Annotated in this window: 21 protein-coding genes; 12 read left to right on the top strand and 9 right to left on the bottom strand. The window is 64.2% G+C overall.

The window, feature by feature from the left end:
• Nucleotides 1–146: 146 nt before the first annotated feature.
• Nucleotides 147–1025 (top strand): universal stress protein, encoded by an 879-nt coding sequence (locus tag CH278_RS06500; RefSeq protein ID WP_094621692.1) that lies wholly within the window; start codon nt 147–149, stop codon nt 1023–1025.
• Nucleotides 1022–3412 (top strand): phosphoketolase family protein, encoded by a 2391-nt coding sequence (locus tag CH278_RS06495; protein ID WP_094621481.1) that lies wholly within the window; start codon nt 1022–1024, stop codon nt 3410–3412. Before CH278_RS06500 ends, CH278_RS06495 begins: the two co-directional genes overlap by 4 nt.
• Before the next feature lie 11 nt (nt 3413–3423).
• On the opposite strand, the gene CH278_RS06490 is transcribed toward CH278_RS06495, so the two are convergent.
• From CH278_RS06490 to CH278_RS06475, 4 genes are all read right to left on the bottom strand, one after another.
• Nucleotides 3424–4308, bottom strand: a complete 885-nt coding sequence (locus CH278_RS06490) for a universal stress protein (protein WP_179274469.1) — start codon at nt 4306–4308, stop codon at nt 3424–3426.
• Complete coding sequence (locus CH278_RS06485) at nt 4305–5147, bottom strand: universal stress protein (RefSeq protein WP_143536220.1); 843 nt, start codon at nt 5145–5147, stop codon at nt 4305–4307. The genes CH278_RS06490 and CH278_RS06485 overlap by 4 nt, the downstream gene beginning before the upstream one ends.
• Nucleotides 5148–5266: 119 nt before the next feature.
• Nucleotides 5267–6973, bottom strand: coding sequence for a GAF domain-containing sensor histidine kinase (locus CH278_RS06480; RefSeq protein ID WP_094621478.1), 1707 nt, complete (start codon nt 6971–6973; stop codon nt 5267–5269).
• A complete protein-coding gene (locus CH278_RS06475) occupies nt 6966–7637 on the bottom strand; it encodes a response regulator (RefSeq protein ID WP_027495581.1) in 672 nt (223 codons plus the stop codon). The genes CH278_RS06480 and CH278_RS06475 overlap by 8 nt, the downstream gene beginning before the upstream one ends.
• A 195-nt stretch (nt 7638–7832) precedes the next feature.
• Here CH278_RS06475 and CH278_RS06470 point away from each other — a divergent pair, with 195 nt between their 5' ends.
• Both CH278_RS06470 and CH278_RS06465 read left to right on the top strand, forming a co-directional pair.
• Nucleotides 7833–8744, top strand: coding sequence for a universal stress protein (locus CH278_RS06470; protein ID WP_179274468.1), 912 nt, complete (start codon nt 7833–7835; stop codon nt 8742–8744).
• 87 nt (nt 8745–8831) lie between these two features.
• Nucleotides 8832–9278: an ATP-binding cassette domain-containing protein gene (locus CH278_RS06465; protein WP_094621476.1), complete on the top strand. Its 447-nt coding sequence runs from the start codon at nt 8832–8834 to the stop codon at nt 9276–9278.
• Nucleotides 9279–9369: 91 nt separating this feature from the next.
• Here the strand turns inward: CH278_RS06465 and adhP are convergent, their stop codons facing one another.
• Nucleotides 9370–10545, bottom strand: a complete 1176-nt coding sequence (gene adhP / locus CH278_RS06460) for an alcohol dehydrogenase AdhP (protein WP_256993732.1) — start codon at nt 10543–10545, stop codon at nt 9370–9372.
• 90 nt (nt 10546–10635) lie between these two features.
• Here adhP and CH278_RS06455 point away from each other — a divergent pair, with 90 nt between their 5' ends.
• Complete coding sequence (locus CH278_RS06455; protein WP_027495572.1) at nt 10636–11088, top strand: DUF1003 domain-containing protein; 453 nt, start codon at nt 10636–10638, stop codon at nt 11086–11088.
• Here CH278_RS06455 and CH278_RS27390 read toward each other — a convergent pair.
• Nucleotides 11063–11563 (bottom strand): flavodoxin domain-containing protein, encoded by a 501-nt coding sequence (locus tag CH278_RS27390; protein WP_179274467.1) that lies wholly within the window; start codon nt 11561–11563, stop codon nt 11063–11065. The genes CH278_RS06455 and CH278_RS27390 overlap by 26 nt on opposite strands.
• Complete coding sequence (locus CH278_RS27385; RefSeq protein WP_032371842.1) at nt 11560–11991, bottom strand: hypothetical protein; 432 nt, start codon at nt 11989–11991, stop codon at nt 11560–11562. Before CH278_RS27385 ends, CH278_RS27390 begins: the two co-directional genes overlap by 4 nt.
• A 194-nt stretch (nt 11992–12185) precedes the next feature.
• Here CH278_RS27385 and CH278_RS06445 point away from each other — a divergent pair, with 194 nt between their 5' ends.
• The 5 genes from CH278_RS06445 (at nt 12186) to CH278_RS27910 (ending at nt 14942) form a co-directional block, all read left to right on the top strand.
• Nucleotides 12186–12782, top strand: coding sequence for an Rv1733c family protein (locus tag CH278_RS06445; protein WP_057473547.1), 597 nt, complete (start codon nt 12186–12188; stop codon nt 12780–12782).
• A gap of 36 nt (nt 12783–12818) precedes the next feature.
• The gene (locus tag CH278_RS06440) at nt 12819–13019 is read left to right on the top strand and encodes a hypothetical protein (RefSeq protein WP_057473546.1); all 201 of its coding nucleotides are present in this window, start codon (nt 12819–12821) and stop codon (nt 13017–13019) included.
• 15 nt (nt 13020–13034) lie between these two features.
• A complete protein-coding gene (locus CH278_RS06435) occupies nt 13035–14162 on the top strand; it encodes a cation:proton antiporter (RefSeq protein WP_094621474.1) in 1128 nt (375 codons plus the stop codon).
• A gap of 130 nt (nt 14163–14292) precedes the next feature.
• The gene (locus CH278_RS27915) at nt 14293–14601 is read left to right on the top strand and encodes a WhiB family transcriptional regulator (RefSeq protein ID WP_135043299.1); all 309 of its coding nucleotides are present in this window, start codon (nt 14293–14295) and stop codon (nt 14599–14601) included.
• A 119-nt stretch (nt 14602–14720) separates the two neighbouring features.
• The gene (locus CH278_RS27910) at nt 14721–14942 is read left to right on the top strand and encodes an ANTAR domain-containing protein (protein WP_032406160.1); all 222 of its coding nucleotides are present in this window, start codon (nt 14721–14723) and stop codon (nt 14940–14942) included.
• Between the two features lie 144 nt (nt 14943–15086).
• Here the strand turns inward: CH278_RS27910 and CH278_RS06420 are convergent, their stop codons facing one another.
• Entirely contained in the window at nt 15087–16316 is a 1230-nt protein-coding gene (locus CH278_RS06420) for an EAL domain-containing protein (protein ID WP_179274267.1), read from the bottom strand.
• A 423-nt stretch (nt 16317–16739) separates the two neighbouring features.
• Between CH278_RS06420 and praA the strand changes: the two genes are divergently transcribed.
• Both praA and CH278_RS06410 read left to right on the top strand, forming a co-directional pair.
• Nucleotides 16740–17249: an alkane oxidation protein activator PraA gene (gene praA / locus CH278_RS06415; RefSeq protein ID WP_032366927.1), complete on the top strand. Its 510-nt coding sequence runs from the start codon at nt 16740–16742 to the stop codon at nt 17247–17249.
• A gap of 44 nt (nt 17250–17293) precedes the next feature.
• A complete protein-coding gene (locus CH278_RS06410; RefSeq protein ID WP_032366928.1) occupies nt 17294–18016 on the top strand; it encodes a hypothetical protein in 723 nt (240 codons plus the stop codon).
• A 69-nt stretch (nt 18017–18085) separates the two neighbouring features.
• Here the strand turns inward: CH278_RS06410 and CH278_RS06405 are convergent, their stop codons facing one another.
• Nucleotides 18086–19195, bottom strand: coding sequence for a GGDEF domain-containing protein (locus CH278_RS06405; protein WP_094621471.1), 1110 nt, complete (start codon nt 19193–19195; stop codon nt 18086–18088).
• Nucleotides 19196–19260: the final 65 nt, after the last annotated feature.

The following is a 19260-nucleotide window of genomic DNA, read 5'->3' as shown; positions in this document are numbered from 1 at the left end:
CCGACGATAGCAAGACATACCCCCCAGGGGTAGCAGTGAGGGCATTCCGGCTCGAGCCGAGGGACTTCCGACTCTGTCTGCGCTCCAGCGAACCGGCCATGCTCGAGGTGTACCTGAACACGACAGTCAACGAACGGGAATACAACATGAATGCATCGAGTCGGGTCGTCGTCGGAGTCGACGGATCTGCCACATCGCTCGACGCGGTCCGTTGGGCAACGCGCGAGGCGATACGACGCCACGCCCCGCTCGAGTTGGTCACGTCGTCACTGTTCGCGCCGGGAACCTACGGCGATGCCATCAGCCTCCGGATCGGCGCGTTCGCAGATCCGGACGTCGAGGCCAAGCGGGTCCTGACCGCTGCGGTCGACGTTGCGCACAAGACCGCGGCAGGCAATTCGCTGATTCTCGACACTCGTCTCGAACATGGCTCGGCTGCACGCAATCTGACGCACTTCGACGTCGCGCCTGCCTTGATCGTCGTCGGTTCGAGGGGGCTCGGTGAGTTCACCGGTGGATTGGTCGGGTCGGTCAGTACCGCCGTCGTGTCACACGCCAAGTGCCCTGTTGCAGTGATCAAGTCGAACACGGTCAGCGACGGGCCGGTGGTCGTGGGTGTGGATTGCACGTCCAACAGCCAGCCGGCCATCGGATTCGCGTTGCGCGAGGCGTCGATGCGAGGTGTCGACCTCGTTGCCGTACACGCGTGGAGCGACCTCGAGCTCGGGAGCGTGCTGACCCGCGACGAAGAAGGTCCGTGGGCCGATTCCGAACTGGCAGAGAAGACTTCGCTGGCCGAGAGCCTGGCCGGGTGGTCGGAGGACTACCCCGACGTCACCATCCGCCGGGTGGTGGTTCAGGACAGACCCGTTCGCGAACTGGTCCGCGCCTCCGAGAGCGCGCAGCTGATCGTGGTCGGCAGCCGCGGCCGGGGCGGCTTCGCCTCGATGCTGCTCGGATCGACCTCCCGCGCACTGCTGCATGCGGTCGATGTCCCCGTCGTTGTCGTACCCACGAACCGATGACCGCGTCCACCACCGAGACCACCTACAGCTCCGATGAACTCGACGCCGATCTGCGCTACTGGGCTGCCGCGAACTACCTCACGGTCGCCCAGATCTACCTGCAGGACAATGTATTGCTACGGCAACCACTGACGGTGGAACACATCAAGCCCCGACTGCTCGGGCACTGGGGCACCAGCCCCGGTCTGTCGATGATCTACACGCTGCTCAATCGCCTCATCTGCCGAACCGGTTCGGATTGGCTGTATGTCACCGGTCCCGGTCATGGTGGCCCGGCGTTGGTCGCGAACACCTATCTCGAAGGCACGTACAGCGAGATCTATCCCGACATCTCGCTCGACAGCGACGGTGTGCGTCGACTGTGTCGCCAATTCTCCACTCCCGGTGGCATTCCGAGCCATGTGAGCGTGCAGACCCCCGGCAGTATCCACGAGGGTGGCGAGCTGGGGTATGCCCTGATCCACGCAGCGGGCGCGGCGTTCGACAACCCCGATCTGGTGGTCGCCTGTGTCGTCGGCGACGGGGAGGCCGAAACCGGTCCGCTGTCGGGTTCGTGGAAGATCCCGGCGTTCCTGAACCCGGTTCGTGACGGCGCAGTGCTGCCCATTCTGCATCTCAACGATGCCAAGATCTCCGGCCCGACAGTGCTCGGGCGCAGCACCGATCAAGCGATTGCCGACTACCTCGGCGGTCAGGGTTGGGCACCGATCTTCGTCGAGGGCGACGATCCGCGAGAGGTGTTCCCGGCCTTACAGTTCGCTCTCGGCCGCGCCCACGACGATATTCGGAGAATCCAGCGTGCGGCCCGCGGCGGCGAGTCGCACCACGGAAGTGCATGGCCTGCAATCGTCTTGCGTACCCCGAAGGGCTGGACCGGGCCACACGAGGTCGACGGCAAGCTGATCGAGGGAACGCACTGGGCCCACCAGGTCCCGCTGTCCGGCGTCCGCGAGAACCCGTCGCATCTGGCGCAGCTCGAGCAGTGGTTGCTCTCCTACGATCCCGGATCACTCTTCGACGACAACGGCGTACCCGCGGCGCACATCCGTGAACTCACTCCGACGGGCGATAAGAGGCTCGGGGCCACTCCCCACGCCAACGGCGGTGTGCTGTTGCAACCTTTGGTCATTCGTGAGCTCGAGAACTACGCTCTGACGATCGACTCCCCGGGACGCATCTCGCACGAGACGACCACCGTACTCGGGGAGATGATGCGGGATATCTACCTCGACAACGCACGACCCGACGGCGGTGGCACTTTCCGCCTGTTCTGCCCCGACGAGACCGCCAGCAACCGTCTGCAGGCCGTGTTCGAGGCCACCGACCGATGCTGGCAGCTGCCGACCACCGAGTTCGACGACAACCTGGCCGCCGACGGCCGCGTCATGGAGGTGCTCAGTGAGCATCTGTGTGAGGGCTGGCTCGAGGCGTACCTGTTGTCGGGCCGACACGGATTGTTCGCGAGCTACGAGGCGTTCGCGATGGTGAGCGTGTCGATGCTGATCCAGCACACCAAGTGGCTGCAGCATGCGGCCACTCTGGCCTGGCGAGCACCCGTCGCCTCGTTGAACGTGCTGCTCACCAGCACGTGCTGGCGCAACGACCACAACGGGTTCAGTCATCAGGGGCCCGGACTGATCGACGCGGTGATCCCTCTGGCAGCCGATGTGGTGCGTGTGTGGCTGCCACCGGACTCCAATACTCTTCTCGCCGTTGCCGACCACTGCTTTCGCAGCCGCGGACACGTCAACGTGCTGGTGGTCGACAAACAGAGCCATCCCCAATACCTGACGCTCACCGAGGCTCGCGCACACGCAGCAGCCGGTGCCTCACGGTGGGACTGGGCCGGTACCGAGAACACCGACACACCAGGCGACCCCGAGATAGTCCTGGCCTGCGCCGGCGACGTTCCGACCGAGGAGACTCTCGCTGCAGCGGACCTGTTGCGTAACTGGACACCCGAGCTGAAGGTGCGCGTGGTCAACGTCATCGACCTGATGGCGCTGCTACCCGTCGCCGATCATCCACACGGGTTCTCGGAGGATCAGTTCGCCGATCTGTTCACCGAGTCGGTCGATATCGTCTTCGCTTTCCACGGCTACCCCCGGGCGGTGCACCAGCTGCTGCACGGCCGCCCGAACGCGCAGAGATTCCACGTCCGCGGCTTCATCGAACAAGGCACTACCACAACACCGTTCGACATGGTGGTGCTCAACAAGATCAGTCGCTACCACCTGGCGATCGAAGCACTCGACCGAGCACACACGGCGCCGGCCGGTGCCGAGGAACTGCGGCAGCACTGCCGGGACCAACTGACCCGGCACGACGCCTACATCCGGAAACACTTCGAGGATCTACCCGAGATTCGCGAATGGCGGTGGTCGTGACGGATCGGTTGCTAACCGCGAGCGATGATCAGCGGACAGTCGACGCGGTGGGCCAGAGACCGAACGGTGGATCCGAGCAGCTGGCCACTGAAACCGGTGCGTCCGCTCGAACCGACCACCACGGCCTCTGCGCGCACCGCCGCGCCCAGGATGCGTTCGACGACGTCGCCGCGCAGCACTGTCTGCTTCACCACCACGTCGGGATACAGCTCGCTCCACCCGGACAGGTTTTCGGCCAACACGGTTCGGCCGTTGGACACGATTGCCTCGGACTTGTCCGACGTCGACGCGTCGGGTGACGAGACGAGTCGGTCCGTCGACACGTGGACTGCAACAAGGCCAGTGCCCCGAAGCGAGGCCTCCTCGAAGGCCAGCCGGACGGCCTCCTGGTTGTGCGCCGAGGCGTCGACCCCGAGGACGACCGGTCCCCGTGCCGAATGCAACTCCACGCTGCGCGGCACGATGACTACCGGACAGCGCGCCTGCACAGCCACCGCCGTGCTCACAGAGCCGAGCAGCTCGGCGAAGTACTCGCCGTTGCCGCGTGAGCCGACCACCATCATCGACGCGGTGGCGGACTCATCGATCAGCGCCTGAACAGTCGGTCCGACAATCGGTTCGATCATGATCGTCAGCGCGTCGGGTTTCTCGACCGACCGCCGCGCGACGAGGGATGCCGACGTCAGAATCGAATCCGCACGTGCATTCTCCTCGGAGCCGAGGTGCGACGGGAGTGCGACGAAACTGGTGTAGAGGGCCCTGATTTGGTACGCGGACACCAGCTTCAACGGTGCTCCGCGTAATTCGGCTTCGCGTGCGGCCCAGCCGACCGCGTCGAGTGACGAACCGGATCCGTCGACGCCGACGACGATCGCCCTCGCGTTCACGGTACTCATGCGTGCGGCACAACGAGGACGGGGCATTCGGCGTGCCGCAGGACTTTCGTCAACGTGCTTCCCGGCACGCGATCGCGCTCGTGCCCCACCACCAGCAGCTGTGCAGTATCGGACACCGCGACGAGTTCCGATCCCGAATCGGCCTCGGCGTAGACCGACGCCACCCGCACCGAAGGATAGTCGGCGCTGAAGGGTTCCAACCGGACGTCCATTGCCGACTCGGGGTGCAGATGATCGACCGGACCGCCGATGGCGCTGGCCAGAATGGTCGAGACAGTCTGGGTGTGCACGGCCAACACGCTCGCCCCGCGCATCGACGCTTCGTGGAATGCCTGCGCCACAACGAGATCCGATGCCGAAACCTTCACGTCTCCCAGAGCGGCGACGACCGCGCCGTCGCGCTCGGAATCGAAGGTGTGCACAACGGCCACGGGGTTCGGTGAGCATTCGACCACCGTGCGCACCATGGATCCGAGAACCCGCGCAGCGATCGAATTCTCGGTCTTGGCACCCAATACGATCAGGCACGCAGACGCTGCTTCGGACAGCATCACCGTTTCCGGGACACCCTGTAGAACAACAGCTTCCACGATGACGGTCGGGTCGCTCGCCCGCGCTATGATCGCGGCCTGGTCCAAGACGGTGCGCGCATAGTCACCGTCCACGTCGGGTGCCCCGTATACCGTTTCGCGCTGCATCTGGGGTTCGATCACATGTACCAGTCGCAGCGATGTTCCGCGGCCTCGCGCCTCACGCACAGCGAAGCGCACTGCATCGAGCGCGGCCGTCGATCCGTCGATTCCGACCAGAACGGGTCCGGTGGTGTGTGAGATGTTCATCGGGTTCCTCTCGGTGGTGCGACGCAGGATCAGCACCGTCACCGAAAACGCTACGAGCTCATTGCCACTCGCGGTAACGGCCGGAGGTCACCGAAAGAGGTGACCAACGACTGGACCCGTCAGGGCAGCGGTACCGCCCACGTCACATCGGTGCCGCTGCCGGAGGCACCGGGGCAGACGGTCATGGTCCCGCCGCACTCGGCCGCACGGGTCCCCAGGTTGGACAACCCACTGGTGGTGGTGTTGTCGGGCATACCGATTCCGTTGTCGGACACCACGATTTCGAGCTCGTTCCCCACCGACAGAGTAACGGTCACAGTGTCGCCCTGGGCGTGATGAACGACGTTGCTGACAGTCTCGCGGACAACGGCAACGGCATGATCGGCGAGTTTGGTGTCGACGACCGACAGTGGTCCGAACATCCGCACGACGGCACGGATATCGACGTTCTCGGTAAGTTCGAGTACTGCGCTGTTGATACGTTGCCGCAACCGTGTTGCGGAGTGGGATGTGCTCTGCAGGTCGAAAATGGTCGTCCTGATGTCCTGCACCGTGTCCTGCAGGTCGTCGATCGTTCTGGACAGACGCTGCCGTAGGTCCGGGGACTCGGTGCGCTGCAAGGTGCTCTGCAGCGCCAATCCTGCAGCGAAGATCCTCTGAATCACGTGATCGTGCAGGTCACGGGCAATACGATCCCGGTCGGACAACACGTCGAGTTGATGCATTCGCCGGCTGGCGTCCGCGATCTGCATCACCAGCGCGGCCTGGTTGGCGAAGTTCGAGACCAGTTCTAGTTGGGTCTCGACGAACGGTCCCCGCCCCTCTGTGCGAAGTACCACCAGGACTCCACTGACGCCCTCCGCCACGCGGAAAGGTGAAATCATTGCGGGTCCGAAAGCAGAGCCCAGTTCCTTGACCCCGTAGTCGAGTCGCTCCTTCCGCAACGCTGTTCGACGCCGAAAGGCTACTCCCGAGCTCGAGCCCTCGATCGGAACGACTGCCCCGATCATTCGATCGGCCCCGAGTCCCTCGCTGACCGTGACGACGAGTTGCGTGACATCCCCGAAGGCTTGGTCTGCGTCCTCGGGTACCGCGATGAACGCCGCATCGGACCCGGTCAGGTGCAACGACTTACGCGCCACCATCTGCAGCACTTCGTCGATGTCCGTCCCGGAAAGGAGCTCGGTGCCGATGTCCCGCGTTGCCTCCATCCACGCCTGACGCACCCGCGAGTCCTCGTACAGCCTCGAGTTGTCGATGGCGATGCCGGCGGCGGACGCCAACGCCTTGGTGACGACTTCGTCGTCCTCGGTGAACTGCTTGCCGCCCTTCTTCTCGGTGAGATAGAGATTGCCGAAGATCTCGTCGCGAACCCGAATCGGCACTCCGAGAAAGGTTTTCATCGGGGGATGGTTGGGCGGGAAACCCACCGATTCCGGGTGCGATGTCAGATCGTCCAGACGTAGCACTTTCGGTTGGTCGATCAACAGTCCGAGTACCCCGCGGCCGGTGGGGAGCGGGCCGATGGCCACCCGGGTGTCCTCGTCCATGCCGTAGTTGATGAACGCACTCAATCCGTGGCCTTCTCCGCGCACGCCGAGCGCACCGTACTGGGCGTCGACGAGCTTGACGGCCGATTCCACGATCGAACGCAGCGTCACCTCCAAATCGAGTCCCGAGGTGATGACGAGCATCGCGTCGAGCAGACCGTCGGCTTGAATCCTCGCATCGGCGATGCGACCGATACGATCCTGCACCTCGGCAAGCAGCTCCCCGAGCCGGAGTTGCGGTAGCGAAGACCGGGTTTCCCCGTGCTGGTCATCCATCCCGGGACCCCGGTTTCCGGTGGGCAGGCGGATCGCCGTCGGCGAGCTTCGACGCATACACCGCAGCTTGGGTGCGGCGTTCCATCCCGAGCTTGGCGAGCAGCCGAGACACGTAGTTCTTCACCGTCTTCTCCGCCAGGAACATCCTGGCCGCGATCTGTCTGTTGGTCAGGCCCTCTCCCAGCAGATCCAGCAGGGTGCGCTCCTGGGGCGTGAGGTGATCGATAGGGCCCGATGACGCCGTCCCGGCTCGCAATTTGTCCATCAACGCCGCGGCTGCACGGTTGTCGAGCAGCGACCGGCCGGAACCGACGTCCTTGATCGCTCGGGTCAGTTCCATGCCGGTGATGTCCTTGACGACATAGCCGCTCGCGCCCGCGAGTATCGCGTCGAGCATGGCCTGGTCCTCGGTGAACGAGGTCAGCATCATGGTCTTGAGGTTCGGCAGTCGATCGAGAAGCTCACGGCACAGTTCGATGCCGTTGCCGTCGGGTAGCCGCACGTCGAGCACCGCGACGTCGGGCTGCAGGGCCGGAATTCGGGCCAGCGCCTGCGCGCAACTGCCTGCCTCGCCGATGACCTCGAGATCGGGATCGGAGTCGATGAGGTCGATCAGACCGCGCCGCACGATTTCGTGATCGTCCACCAAGAAAACCGTGACCACGTCGACACCCCTCTACCTGCGTCCATGTCGAACGCCTCGACTTGTGAGCTTACGGGGGACGGGCGGCGGTGGTCCGACCTTTCGTCACCGAAACAGAGGACCAAAGTCCTCGGTCCAGGTGTTGTTGTCCTGCCGCGCCCGAGGCTGTGCGCGGCGTCTGATGGATGTTCGACACCACGACCGAGGAGGAAATCGATGGGTCCACTTCCGACCATCGTCGGGGTCGACGGTTCGGCGGCGGCTCTGGACGCGGTGCGCTGGGCCGCTCTCGACGCACGACTGCACCTGTCCGATCTCCTTGTCGTCTCGGCGATGTCGCTGCCCAAGGTCTTGACCGGGTTGGGCGTCCTTCCCGATACCGTGGTGCACCAGGCCAGATCGGAAACCGACCGAATTCTGAACGAGGCCCGGGAGACTGCGACTCGTGGGACGGCAACGGTCACCGTCGATACCGTCTCGTCCGAGGCCTCTGCGGTGTCCACATTGCTCGAACTGTCCGAGACGGCCCGCATGGTGGTCATTGCCACGCGGGGGCTCGGTGGCACCGAGCAGCGGTCACTCGGCTCGATCGGGTTCGCCGTCACCACTCATGCTCGCTGCCCGGTCACCGTGGTGCGTGGCTGGACCGACGGCAGTATCGACCACGCGAGCCAACCGGTGGTCGTGGGCGTGGACGGCACCAAGGCGAGCGCTGCCGCAATGACGTCGGCGTTCGAGGAGGCGGATGTTCGATCGGCACCACTGACTGCGGTGCACTCCTGGTCGGACACGAATCTGTCGATCGGCTTCCCGATTCGAGGAATGGAGTGGCCGGACAACCGACGCGCGGCTGCAGATCACTTGGCGCGGCTGCTCGAGCCGCACACTCGACTCCATCCGACGGTGTCGGTGCGGTCCGTGGTGGTCAAGGACAAACCGGTGCAGGCACTTCTCGATCACGCCCAAGGTGCTCAGCTGGTGGTGATCGGTAGTCACGGACGCGGCGGCTACGCGGAGATGATGCTCGGATCGACCAGCCGGTCGGTGCTGACGCGAGCGCACTGCCCGGTCACCGTCGTGCCGTCGCCCGGTCGCCTCGCCGCTGTCACCCACCGGCCCATCATGTGACTGTCCCCGACCGGACAATGCCGTTCGTCGACCCACGAGGGTCCTAATGCCCTACGACGGCCGAGCCGAGCCGAGCACGCTGTGTCCATGAGCCGACCGGACACCGCCGCCTACGCCATCGAAGTACGCGCACTGAGCAAGAGCTACGGCGGGAAGCTCGTCATCGACGACCTGTCGTTCGTCGTCGAACCCGGCACTGTCACAGGCTTTCTCGGACCCAACGGATCAGGTAAGTCCACCACGATGCGATTGATCGTCGGATTGGATCGCCCCAGCGCGGGCACCGCACTGATCGGGGGCGTCGAGTACGCGCAGCTGCACCGCCCACTACTCACGGTCGGCACCTTGCTGGATTCCGAGGCCGTCCACCCGGGCCGGACCGCATACGACCACTTGTTGTATCTGGCTCAGACTCAACGTATCCCGGTCACACGCATCATCGACGTACTGGAGCTGGTCGGTCTACGCGACGTCAGTGGCGGCGCGCATTCTGCACCTGAATCGCTGCATTCATCACTGCTCGATTCCTTGTGAGCACACGCGCTGGTCCAGCGCGTGTCTGCCCTCGAGCAACCCTACGGCGAATCGAGCCGAAGGGGAACACTCATCGAGATCGGAGAGCCCCTCAGAACTCCAAGACCTGACGAGCGGTGACGCGTCCGGCCATCAGGTCGTCGAAGCAGTCGTTGACCTCGTCGAGTTTGCGCGACACCGCCGATACCGTCGTTCGTCCGGCCTCGTGCAATGCGAACACCTCACGAAGATCTTTCCTGGTGCCGACAATCGAGCCGAGGACCGAGATTCCGCCGACCACCGTCTCGAAGATCGGGATCGGGAACACGCCGTGCGCAGGCATCGACACGCACACCAGCCGTCCGCCGCGGCGCAGTGACCGGAAGGCCTGATCGAACACACTGGGGATGACGGCCAGGACGATTGCGACATCGGCTCCACCGAGCGCCTGAATTGCCTCCACCGGATCGGTCGTCGCCGAGTTGACGGTGTGGTCTGCGCCGAGTTCTTGTGCGAGGTCGAGTTTTTCGTCCTCGATATCGACCGCGGTGACGAAGCCGCCGGCGATCTTGGCGTACTGCACCGCCATGTGACCGAGCCCGCCGACACCGAAGATGGCCACGCGCTGCGCCGGGGTGACGCCACCGACCTTGACAGCCTTGTACGTGGTCACGCCGGCACAGGTCAGTGGGGCAGCGTCGAACGAGGAGATCCCGTCGGGAACATGGACGACATACTTCGCATGGGCGACAGCGTATTCGGCGTACGCACCGTCGATCGAGTAGCCACTGTTCTGTTGCGTCTCGCACAGCGTCTCCCAACCCGAGACACAGTGATCGCATTCGCCACATGCCGAACCGAGCCACGCGATGGCGACTCGCTCACCGATTCTGTCCTTCGACACCTGCGACCCGACCGCCTCGATCACTCCGATGCCCTCGTGCCCGGGGACGAAGGGCAAGGTCGGCTTGGCCGGCCAATCCCCCTGCGCAGCATGGATATCGGTGTGACACACACCGCACGTCTCCATCTTCACCAGCACCTGTTCGGGCGCGGGCTGCGGTATCGGGATGTCCTTGACTATTAGGGGCCCGCCGAACTCGGTGACAACAGCTGCTTTCATCGTGAACTTCCTCCAACATCGGAAACCGGTGCCGTTCTCGACCGTCGAGCAATGCACTCCGTCGATGATCGGCGCTGCGGCGGCGGGCACGTAGGGCCGGAAGTCATCGACCGGTCGGGACGTCTCCCGAGGTGCGCGTGGGGAGGCAAAAGGCACAGCAGTCATGGACTTTCGTCCCTGGTGACTCTGGCGATCAGGGGCCACACTAGGCACCATGGACACTTCTGCACCCTCCGATTCGAAGACTTGCGAACGATGAACCTGTGGAGAAGACATCCGGGCGTTCGAACCGGTGATGCACTGACCACGGGTGAGCGTGCGGCGGATTACGTCCGAAACGGAATGGGCTCCTGGCCGTTCGTCTTCCTGTTCCTGGGCGTGATGGCGCTGTGGGCCGCGTACAACCAGAACGACGGGTTCGATCCGTACCCTTTCATCCTGCTCAACCTGTTCCTGTCGATGATCGCAGGACTGCAGGGCGCCATTCTGCTGATCTCGGCCAAGCGCGCGGACTCGGTGAGCAGTGAGGTTGCCGTACATACACTTTCGAATACCGCGCTGCTGCAGGACATGATCGAAGCGAATACCGTCTTGACCGAATCGGTGGCACAGTTGGCGGCAGAGATTCACGAGCACGTCTGCCCGTCCGCTCGGCGTGTCGGTGCAGGCACGTTCACGAAGGTTACGAGCCCGGTGTCCCAGCCGTGAGACAGGCAAGGATCTCTCGGGCCCAATTGCACACACGAACCCAGTCTCGGAAGTCTCCGGCAACCGCGCCGGAGTTGTCGAAGATCTGACGTTCGCCCACCGAGAGCCGTTCCGCGTCGAGCCGACCGGTAAATGTTCGATGCGAGGATGCATCCAACATCGATACCGCGCGTGCGGCGTCGGCGGCGTCGTTGACCGGTCGGTCGCTCGAATGCAATGGCCCGCATGAGAACAGCCACACGGGTGGGTGCGCAGACCTGGAGACCCGCTCGACGAGCCGCTTGGCGGTGGGGACCCACCGATCGGAATAGACGGCACTTCCGATGACCAGGGCGTCGTAGCCACTGATATCGACGACGGAATCCGGAGCGCAGACGTCGACCTCGGCTCCCCCGTGCCGGAACACACGGGCCATCTCCTGCCCGAGCGAGTTCGTCGCTCCGTGCCGTCCGGCGGTCGAGACCAGGATTCTCATGCGATGCGACGTGCGAGGCGGTTCGTGTACGCCGTGATCCGCCACCCTCGGAGGGCGACGAGAACTCCCAGTACGCCGAACATGCCCTGCAGCCAACTCGTTTCGCCGATCACAAGCGGTTGGACCACTATCCAGGCAGCGAGCAGTACGCCCGCCGTGTGGGCGATGGGGCCGGTCTTGCCGCCACCCGCCAGAGCCGACGCCGCCGCCAGTCCCATCGGCACTCCGACGACCAGAACCAACGCGAGGCCGGCGAGCGCCGTATTCGACAGCGGCAGTCGTGCGTGCGCCTCGGTGCTCAGATCGATGGCACCCGAGGCCAAACCGATCGCGCCCCCGAAAGCGTTGATGGAAATTCCGGCGCACACTGCGCCCAGCCACGGCCATCGTCGGTCTTTCGTGGTGAGCGCTCGCGTAGTCGACATCATGAGCTCAGCGTGGCTGCCGAACAATCCGGGAGCTAGGGCACATGGTCCGCCGCCACGAGGACTTCTCTCCACTTCGTGGCTGAACCGTCCACCGCCCTCGCCGTATCGGGACCTTGTGCCCTTACTTACGAGTGCACGGCGTCGGAGACTCGTAATCGACGCCGAACACACGGCGGTGAGGGGTAGGTGACCGCATGCTCGCAGAACTCGCGCACCGGTGGTGGCGTCGAACTCCTTGGTGTTCCAATCCGCTGATGCGACTGCCGGACAGGATCGAACGAACGGCCTACGTCGTCGGTGTCGCGGTCCTTCTGTTGCTGATACCCGTCGCCGCGACGATCGGTTCGGTGACCTACAGCGACCTGTCGACGCGGTCACGTCAGCAACGGGCACAATACGTTCAGGTCGACGCCCGAGTGATCGACACCGCGCAGTCCACGAGTACCGGCAGCGACAGCACCACGCTCGCCACCGGTGTCGCAACGGTGCAATGGAGTGCACCGGACGGGTCGATTCGCTCGGAATCGACCGAGGTTCCCTCGGACGTCCACATCGGTGAGACCACTCCGATTTGGTGCGACGCGAACGGAACCCTCGCGCGTGCGCCCGTCAGCGAAGTCGGTGCCGTCATCAACGGGGCCTCCACAGCCGTGTTCGTGTGGGTTCTCGGCGCGGTCTTGGTCGGATTCCTGGTCTATCTCACCACCGTGGCCGGTGATCGAGTTCGCATGCGGCGTTGGGACAGCGACTGGAAAGACTTCCTGCAGGCGCGAAACCACCCCTCGCGGTAGAGCCGTCGAGCATCCACCGTTCGAGGAGACAATGACATGAGCGATCTCGACACCGAATATCGGTCCGCCCGCATCGACTACGAGCGCAAACTCATGCGCAGCCCTCTGGCGGCGCAGCTGCGTGTTGTCGAGCAGCTGACGAGACTGATGATGGCCGAGCAAGGCGTGCTGCACCCTCGTGATCTCGTTGCGTCGGCGCTGCCGCCGAACATGCACCCGACGCTGAACTCTGCCTGACGTCGGCGGCGTCGTATGACCTTCGAGACGCTCGCCCTGTGTGCCGCGGTGGGTTTGTTCGGCCCACTTCTGGCGCTTCCGCGTGGGCTTCGGATACCGGTCGTCATCGGAGAACTCGTCGCTGGAATTGTCATCGGTCACACAGGCTTCGGCGTCATCGATCCGAGTGAGCAGACACTGAGTTTTCTGGCGCAGGTCGGGTTTGCGCTCGTGATGTTCGTGGCGGGCAGTCAGGTACCGATTCGCGATCCTCGACTGCGGGTCGGCCTCCGGGTGGGCGCTGCGCGGGCTGTGGCCGTCGGGCTGCTGGCTACCGCACTCGGCTGGGCCGTCTCCACTGCGTTCGATCCACCGCACCCCGGTCTCTACGCGGTGTTGATGGCATCGTCCTCGGCCGCGGTCATCATGCCGATAGTCGAATCCAGCAAGACGGCCACATCCGGGCTGATGTCCTTCCTGCCACAGATCGCGATCGCCGACGCAGTCTGTATCGTCGCTCTACCCCTGGTGATCGATCCACCGCGTGCTGTTCCGGCCGCGCTCGGATCCATCACGGTCATCGCTGCCGCCACCGCGATCTTTTTCGTACTGCGACACTTCGACCTCACCGGACTGCGCCGTCGAATCCACCATGTATCTGCCCAGCGTAAGTTCGCTCTCGAATTGCGACTCAACCTGGTTCTGCTGTTCGGCCTCGCGGCCCTCGCGGTCCACACTCATGCGTCGGTGATGCTGGCCGGCTTCGGCTTCGGACTGGCCATCGCTGCGATCGGAGAACCGCGACGTCTGGCGAAACAGCTGTTCGCCATCACCGAAGGTTTCCTGGGTCCGCTGTACTTCGTCTGGCTCGGCGCGTCACTCGACCTGCGTGCACTGGGTGGCCACCCGAGCATGATCGTGCTGGGGCTCGTGTTGGGTCTGGGTGCAATCGCGGTGCACGGCGCGATGCGCGCGACAGGCCAGCCCGTCGGGCTTGGGATACTCGCGGCCGCCCAACTGGGCGTTCCGGTTTCGGCCGTGACTCTCGGGGAGCAGAGCAGCGTTCTGGCACCCGGTGAAGGCCCCGCCATCGTGCTCGGCGCACTGGTGACCATCGCGGCGGCGGCCGTCATATCTCGGTCTGCTGCTCGTCGTCCTGCCTGAGCGGTGGGCCAGAACTGCTGGGCCCAACGGCGGGTGTTCGGCGCCGCAAGGCATTTGGTTGTTTCGAGTCTCCAGGGATGGGGAATAAGCGTTGTGGAACGATCGGCACGACGCGAAACGGATCACGACGATGACGGATGACCAGGTCTGGCGCCTCAAGGGTGCGTGCATCGAAGACATGGATGCATACGACTCGCAACAACTTCCTCGGCACGGACGCAAACGCGCAGAGAAGGCATGGCGGCTGTGCGCCGACTGCCCGGTGTTGCGGAACTGCGCCGAGCAGACGGCTCGCGATATCGAGTCGGGTCGAATTCCGGTCGGCGTGGTCGTCGCCGGCGCGGCGTATCACGACAATGCCAGCAACGGTCGGCGAACGGATGCCTACCGCACCCTCGAACTTCTGATCGGGAGACCTCTGGCCAACCCGGCTGCCTGATAACGAGGCGGTTACGGAACGCTACGTCACCGGTAACGGCTACGGCACGGTCTGTCGCTTTCACCGCGTGTCTTTCGGTCTTTGACCTGCATGGACGTCAGGTGCGCAACAATCAATGCATGAGCACAGCGCACGTGACGAGGATCGAGGGCCCGCTCGATCTCCAGGACGCGTTGGCGCGTCGCGCGCCGATCGAACAGGCAAAGGGAATCCTGATGGCGGTGCACCGCATCACTGCCGACGAGGCGTTCGCTTTGTTGGTCGAGAGGTCGCAACGTGCCAATCGCAAAGTGCACGACATCGCTCTGGATTTCGTGCACGAGATGTCCGAGTTGCCCTGACCGACAAGTCGACCCCGCACGCTGTGTTTTCAACGTACGGGGTCTGAGCAATGTGGCAGTCCGGACTACTTCATCACCTGTTGTGCCGTATGCCCTGCCGTGGCTGCCCGAAACATCCAGTACGCACACCGCCGACTCGACGGTTCAGAAGCGCGCGAGAATTGCACGGGCGCAACGGACTACGGTGGCGCGGTCGTACGACATCACATAGTCGAATTCACGATCCGCATCGGCTTCGCCCCGGTGTAGGTCGATGGCAGCGAGCACTCCGCAGAAATGCGGGCCGAGAACTACCACGTTCCACTCCTCGACGAGTGAGTCCGTCGGGTCGAGCGGGGCGTGCACGATGCCGCCCTCTTGCACGTAGCCCATCCCCACGCCGTAGACGCCGGCATACGAGATCTGCTCCGCCATCGACACCCACCGCGCACGGCTGGTCGGTGTGAAATGCTCGGCCCGCTGAAAGGTGCCGAGTACCAATGTTTCCGGGCCCGATGCCGATGCCTGCATCTCCAGGGACGTGCTCATGGCCACCAACAGACGCTTGGTGCTCCGCGTCGCGACCTTGCCTACGGCGGCAATTGCGTACGGCGACTCCAGCGCGGTGGCGGGGGTGCTCCAGGTGGGGAACGGCGGCATGATCTCCGCGGCGTCGGCCGGCAACTCTTCGGTCGTCTGAGCAGCCGGGTACAGCTCGCCCACTCCGTAGGTGGCACCGAGACCGAGTGCCCGGCTGCGGTGCACAGCGGTGTCGACTCCGCTGGCCACGACCACGGCACCGGTTCGCTCCACCTGAGCCGACACCGCGTGCGCCGTACGGGCGGTGGCCAGATCGGGCCGGGTGGAGACCATGGAGGAAGACAGAATGATGACATCGGGTTCGATGAGCGGCAGCAGCGTCAGGGACTGCGGTCGGCGACCGACGTCGTCGACGGCAACCACTTTTCCGTCGCGACGTGCCTTGTCGATCGCGGCCAGTGTGCGCGCCGGGCTGTCCACGAGTGCCGCCTCGGTGACGACGACGATGTCGCGACGCAACTGTTCTTCGGTGGCTTCGTCGAGTGCTGCGAGCGAGTCGACATCCATCGAGACCAGCATCGGTAGCCGAACGGCGCTTTCGAGCCGGGCCACTCCCCACGCGAGAACATCGAGTTCACGCTTGGCGTCCATGGCGCGAGCGGCGCGCTTGAGTGCATCGGCAGAGGCGAGTGGACCGTCCTTCGGGCCGCGCAGTTGTACTTCGATTGCCGCGAGCGCACCGTTGTCCAGTCGACAGACCGGGGCGAAATACGGCTGCACCGTCAACTCTCCCGTGTCCGTGTCGACTGTTGAACCTGCTTCGGCCAGCGCGAACGTCACACCACAGTTTGACATGAAAAAACCACCCCCGTCACGCAGGGGTTGCTATCTGTTTCAAACCTCTTCGGGTCGTCTTTTCTCGCTGACGCCAGCCTGAACGACTCAGGTGTCACCGAAGCAATACGGCGCGTCTCGTTTCGGTAACGAACGATAACGGTTCGATAACGCCACAGACGGGTGTTCGACGCGCCCATCATGCCGACTCCCCCAGAAAAAACGGGCCGAAAACCCATGAAGCGCATACCTTCCGAGTTGCCGACCGAAATCAATACCAAGACTTACAACAAACATACCGACCGGATTGTGACTTGTCACTGTCTTGCAAAAGAACATATCCGACATCCATTTCGTCGTCCTAATGTTCGTTTCGGCTGCCGGAGAACCGGAGCCACCGGATGCCCGTCTGGGAGCCGGAAGCTGCTCGGACTTGGAGGATCGATGACGCTCAACCTGCCGTCCCGTACCCGAACGTTCACCACTGTCGCTGCTGCAGTCGCGATTGCCGGGGCCACCCTCGGTGCCGGAAGTGCCGCTGCCGCCACCATCTCACCGGCGAATACCGCCTTCACCGCACCCGGCACGATCGTCGTCACCACACCGGCCTCGTTCGGGGTACCCGTCAGCTGCTCGATCACCCTGTCCGGATCCACCAGCGCGGACGGCTCGTCGGCGTCGATCACCGACGCGAAGATCAGCGGATCGAACCGCCTCTGCGGCCTGCCGCAGCTGAAGAACCTGCCCTGGACCCTCACTCCCACCAGCTCCACCACCGGTGAGGTCTCGAACGTCGGCTTCTCGCTTCTGGGCTACAACTGCGGGCCCGCAACGCTCGCAGGTTCGTTCGACAACATGACCAACACTCTGACGTCGAGCAACCAGCCGATGTCGGGCAACTGCACGGTGAACAGCCTGTCGGTGCAACCGAACCCGGCATTCACCTTGTCCTGATCGCCAATCCCTTTCCAGCACAACAACAATATTCAGGAGAGCACGTGAAGATCCGTAACAAAGCCGTCGTCACCGCGACGGCCTTGGCGTCGAGTGTCGCTCTGGCGACCTTGGTCGCCGGCCCGGCCAACGCTGCCGACACCCTTCCCATCACGTTCCAGGCCGACACCACGACCGTGATCGCCAAGACCGGCCAGCCGGTGGTCTTCCCGACCACCGCTCTGGCCACCGACGTCGACCTCGTCGGCGGAACGGTGACCGGCACACTTGCCTTGCCGCAGGCGTCGGCCGATCTGAAGCTCGGCCCGGCGACGCTCGCCAACTTCACCATCTCGATCGTCGACGCCACTCCGGTCTCCGGCACCATTGCAGCCGGCGGTCCCGCCGAGGCACCGCAACTGGAGCTGAATGTCGCGCAGAGCTTCAAGATTCGCATCGACTCCGTCAAGCCCCTCGGCATCGGCGGCACCGGATCGTCCGGGTCGGCGGCACTCGACCTGATTCCCCCGGGGAGCAACTGTGTCACCAGTGAGACCACCGCCAATCTGACCGGTGCCCTCGACGCGATCGATCTGATTCAGAACAACGAGGCCGACACCCACGTGAAGGGCACGTACACGATTCCGCAGTTCCAGAACTGCGGCACGTACACCTCGTTGCTCAACGGTCTCATCGCCGGCCCCAACAACACCCTCGACGTGCACCTGACCAACCCGGTCTTCGACGTCGGAACGCAGCAGGCCATCGCGGCCAAGGTTGCTCTGTAGCAACATATTTCGACTTCGTTGACGGCGTCGACCGGTTCCAGTAGCGGGATCGGTCGACGCCGTCGCTCGTCAGTGCGGCTCGCCGGCCGGCCGCGGCGATCGAGGCTCGCCTTCCGACAGGGCGACGCGGTCGCCGCCGAGCCCCTTGGCCCGGTACATCGCCCGGTCCGCGCGACCCAGCAACTCTTCCACTGCGGTGCCGATCTCCCGCCCATCGACAACCGCATGCGCGACGCCTATCGAGGCGGTCAGCGGGGACCGATCGGTGGCGTTGCACAGTCGAATTCGTAGTACCTCAGCGCTGGCGACAACCGAGTCACGGTCGTCGAGGGCAATGATGGCGAACTCTTCGCCGCCGAGCCGAACGGTGATGGCGGGTGCCGGAAACACGTCGAGGATGCGGGACGCCGCCAGCCGGATCACGGCGTCTCCCTGCAGATGGCCGTATCGGTCGTTGACGGCCTTGAAGTTGTCGATGTCCATCACCACGGCCGTCATTCCGGTTGCCGATCCCGGCCGTAGTCGCAGGTTCCCGATCGCAGCGTCGAATCCCCGCCTGTTCTGCAATCCGGTGAGGGGGTCGTAGAACGCGCCGGTGGCATCGCGTCGCAGCATCATCATGAACGTGTGCACGATCAGCGGTGCCGAGAACATCACCAGTATCAAGATCACCAGGTAGACCGTGGCCAGTAACCGTAGTTCGGGTTCGGCCACCAACGCCGAGCCGTACAGCACCGCGGTCGTGACCAAGGCGAAACCGTAGTGGGCAGTGAGCAGCTTGGGACCGTGGAACCCGACGACGTAACTGCCGATGACGGTGAACAGGGCGGCGGTCGGCAGAACCGTCGTGGGAACACCGATGGTAAGCACCACGGCCGCGAGGACGACGTCGGCGTAGAAGACGAAGGCGATCGACATCTGCCAGCTCGGCCAGCCACCGACCCACCAGGCGACCCCGACCGGGACTGTCGTGGCGACGGTGAACCACAGTGCAGCCGTACCCAGACTGCCTTCGGCGAGGCCGGGCACCACCAATCCGATGGCCGCCGCCGCGCCGAACAGCCAGCACCAGAGGCCGATGAGGATCTTCGTGATCTCGAGCGCCTGCTGCGAGCGCGCGAAGGCAACGTTCCATCCGTAGTCGACTGGAAGTGCCCACCATTCGCGCAGACTGTTCACGTATCTCGAGCGGCTTTCCTCGTGTCCCGACTTGGATGAACCAGTGAACCACAGAAGATACCGCC

Source organism: Rhodococcus sp. 05-2254-5, from assembly GCF_002258575.1.
Taxonomy (GTDB): Bacteria; Actinomycetota; Actinomycetes; order Mycobacteriales; family Mycobacteriaceae; genus Rhodococcoides; species Rhodococcoides fascians.
This window is presented reverse-complemented; position numbering and strand designations above follow the sequence as displayed.

Excerpts from the sequence above, each read along its gene's own strand:
- CH278_RS06500 (WP_094621692.1), top strand. The coding sequence starts at position 147 with ATGAATGCATCGAGTCGGGTCGTCGTCGGAGTCGACGGATCTGCCACA.
- CH278_RS06495 (WP_094621481.1), top strand. The coding sequence starts at position 1,022 with ATGACCGCGTCCACCACCGAGACCACCTACAGCTCCGATGAACTCGAC.
- CH278_RS06490 (WP_179274469.1), bottom strand. The coding sequence starts at position 4,308 with ATGAGTACCGTGAACGCGAGGGCGATCGTCGTCGGCGTCGACGGATCC.
- CH278_RS06485 (WP_143536220.1), bottom strand. The coding sequence starts at position 5,147 with ATGAACATCTCACACACCACCGGACCCGTTCTGGTCGGAATCGACGGA.
- CH278_RS06480 (WP_094621478.1), bottom strand. The coding sequence starts at position 6,973 with ATGGATGACCAGCACGGGGAAACCCGGTCTTCGCTACCGCAACTCCGG.
- CH278_RS06470 (WP_179274468.1), top strand. The coding sequence starts at position 7,833 with ATGGGTCCACTTCCGACCATCGTCGGGGTCGACGGTTCGGCGGCGGCT.
- CH278_RS06465 (WP_094621476.1), top strand. The coding sequence starts at position 8,832 with ATGAGCCGACCGGACACCGCCGCCTACGCCATCGAAGTACGCGCACTG.
- adhP (WP_256993732.1), bottom strand. The coding sequence starts at position 10,545 with ATGACTGCTGTGCCTTTTGCCTCCCCACGCGCACCTCGGGAGACGTCC.
- CH278_RS06455 (WP_027495572.1), top strand. The coding sequence starts at position 10,636 with ATGAACCTGTGGAGAAGACATCCGGGCGTTCGAACCGGTGATGCACTG.
- CH278_RS27390 (WP_179274467.1), bottom strand. The coding sequence starts at position 11,563 with ATGAGAATCCTGGTCTCGACCGCCGGACGGCACGGAGCGACGAACTCG.
- CH278_RS27385 (WP_032371842.1), bottom strand. The coding sequence starts at position 11,991 with ATGATGTCGACTACGCGAGCGCTCACCACGAAAGACCGACGATGGCCG.
- CH278_RS06445 (WP_057473547.1), top strand. The coding sequence starts at position 12,186 with ATGCTCGCAGAACTCGCGCACCGGTGGTGGCGTCGAACTCCTTGGTGT.
- CH278_RS06440 (WP_057473546.1), top strand. The coding sequence starts at position 12,819 with ATGAGCGATCTCGACACCGAATATCGGTCCGCCCGCATCGACTACGAG.
- CH278_RS06435 (WP_094621474.1), top strand. The coding sequence starts at position 13,035 with ATGACCTTCGAGACGCTCGCCCTGTGTGCCGCGGTGGGTTTGTTCGGC.
- CH278_RS27915 (WP_135043299.1), top strand. The coding sequence starts at position 14,293 with ATGACGGATGACCAGGTCTGGCGCCTCAAGGGTGCGTGCATCGAAGAC.
- CH278_RS27910 (WP_032406160.1), top strand. The coding sequence starts at position 14,721 with ATGAGCACAGCGCACGTGACGAGGATCGAGGGCCCGCTCGATCTCCAG.
- CH278_RS06420 (WP_179274267.1), bottom strand. The coding sequence starts at position 16,316 with ATGTCAAACTGTGGTGTGACGTTCGCGCTGGCCGAAGCAGGTTCAACA.
- praA (WP_032366927.1), top strand. The coding sequence starts at position 16,740 with ATGACGCTCAACCTGCCGTCCCGTACCCGAACGTTCACCACTGTCGCT.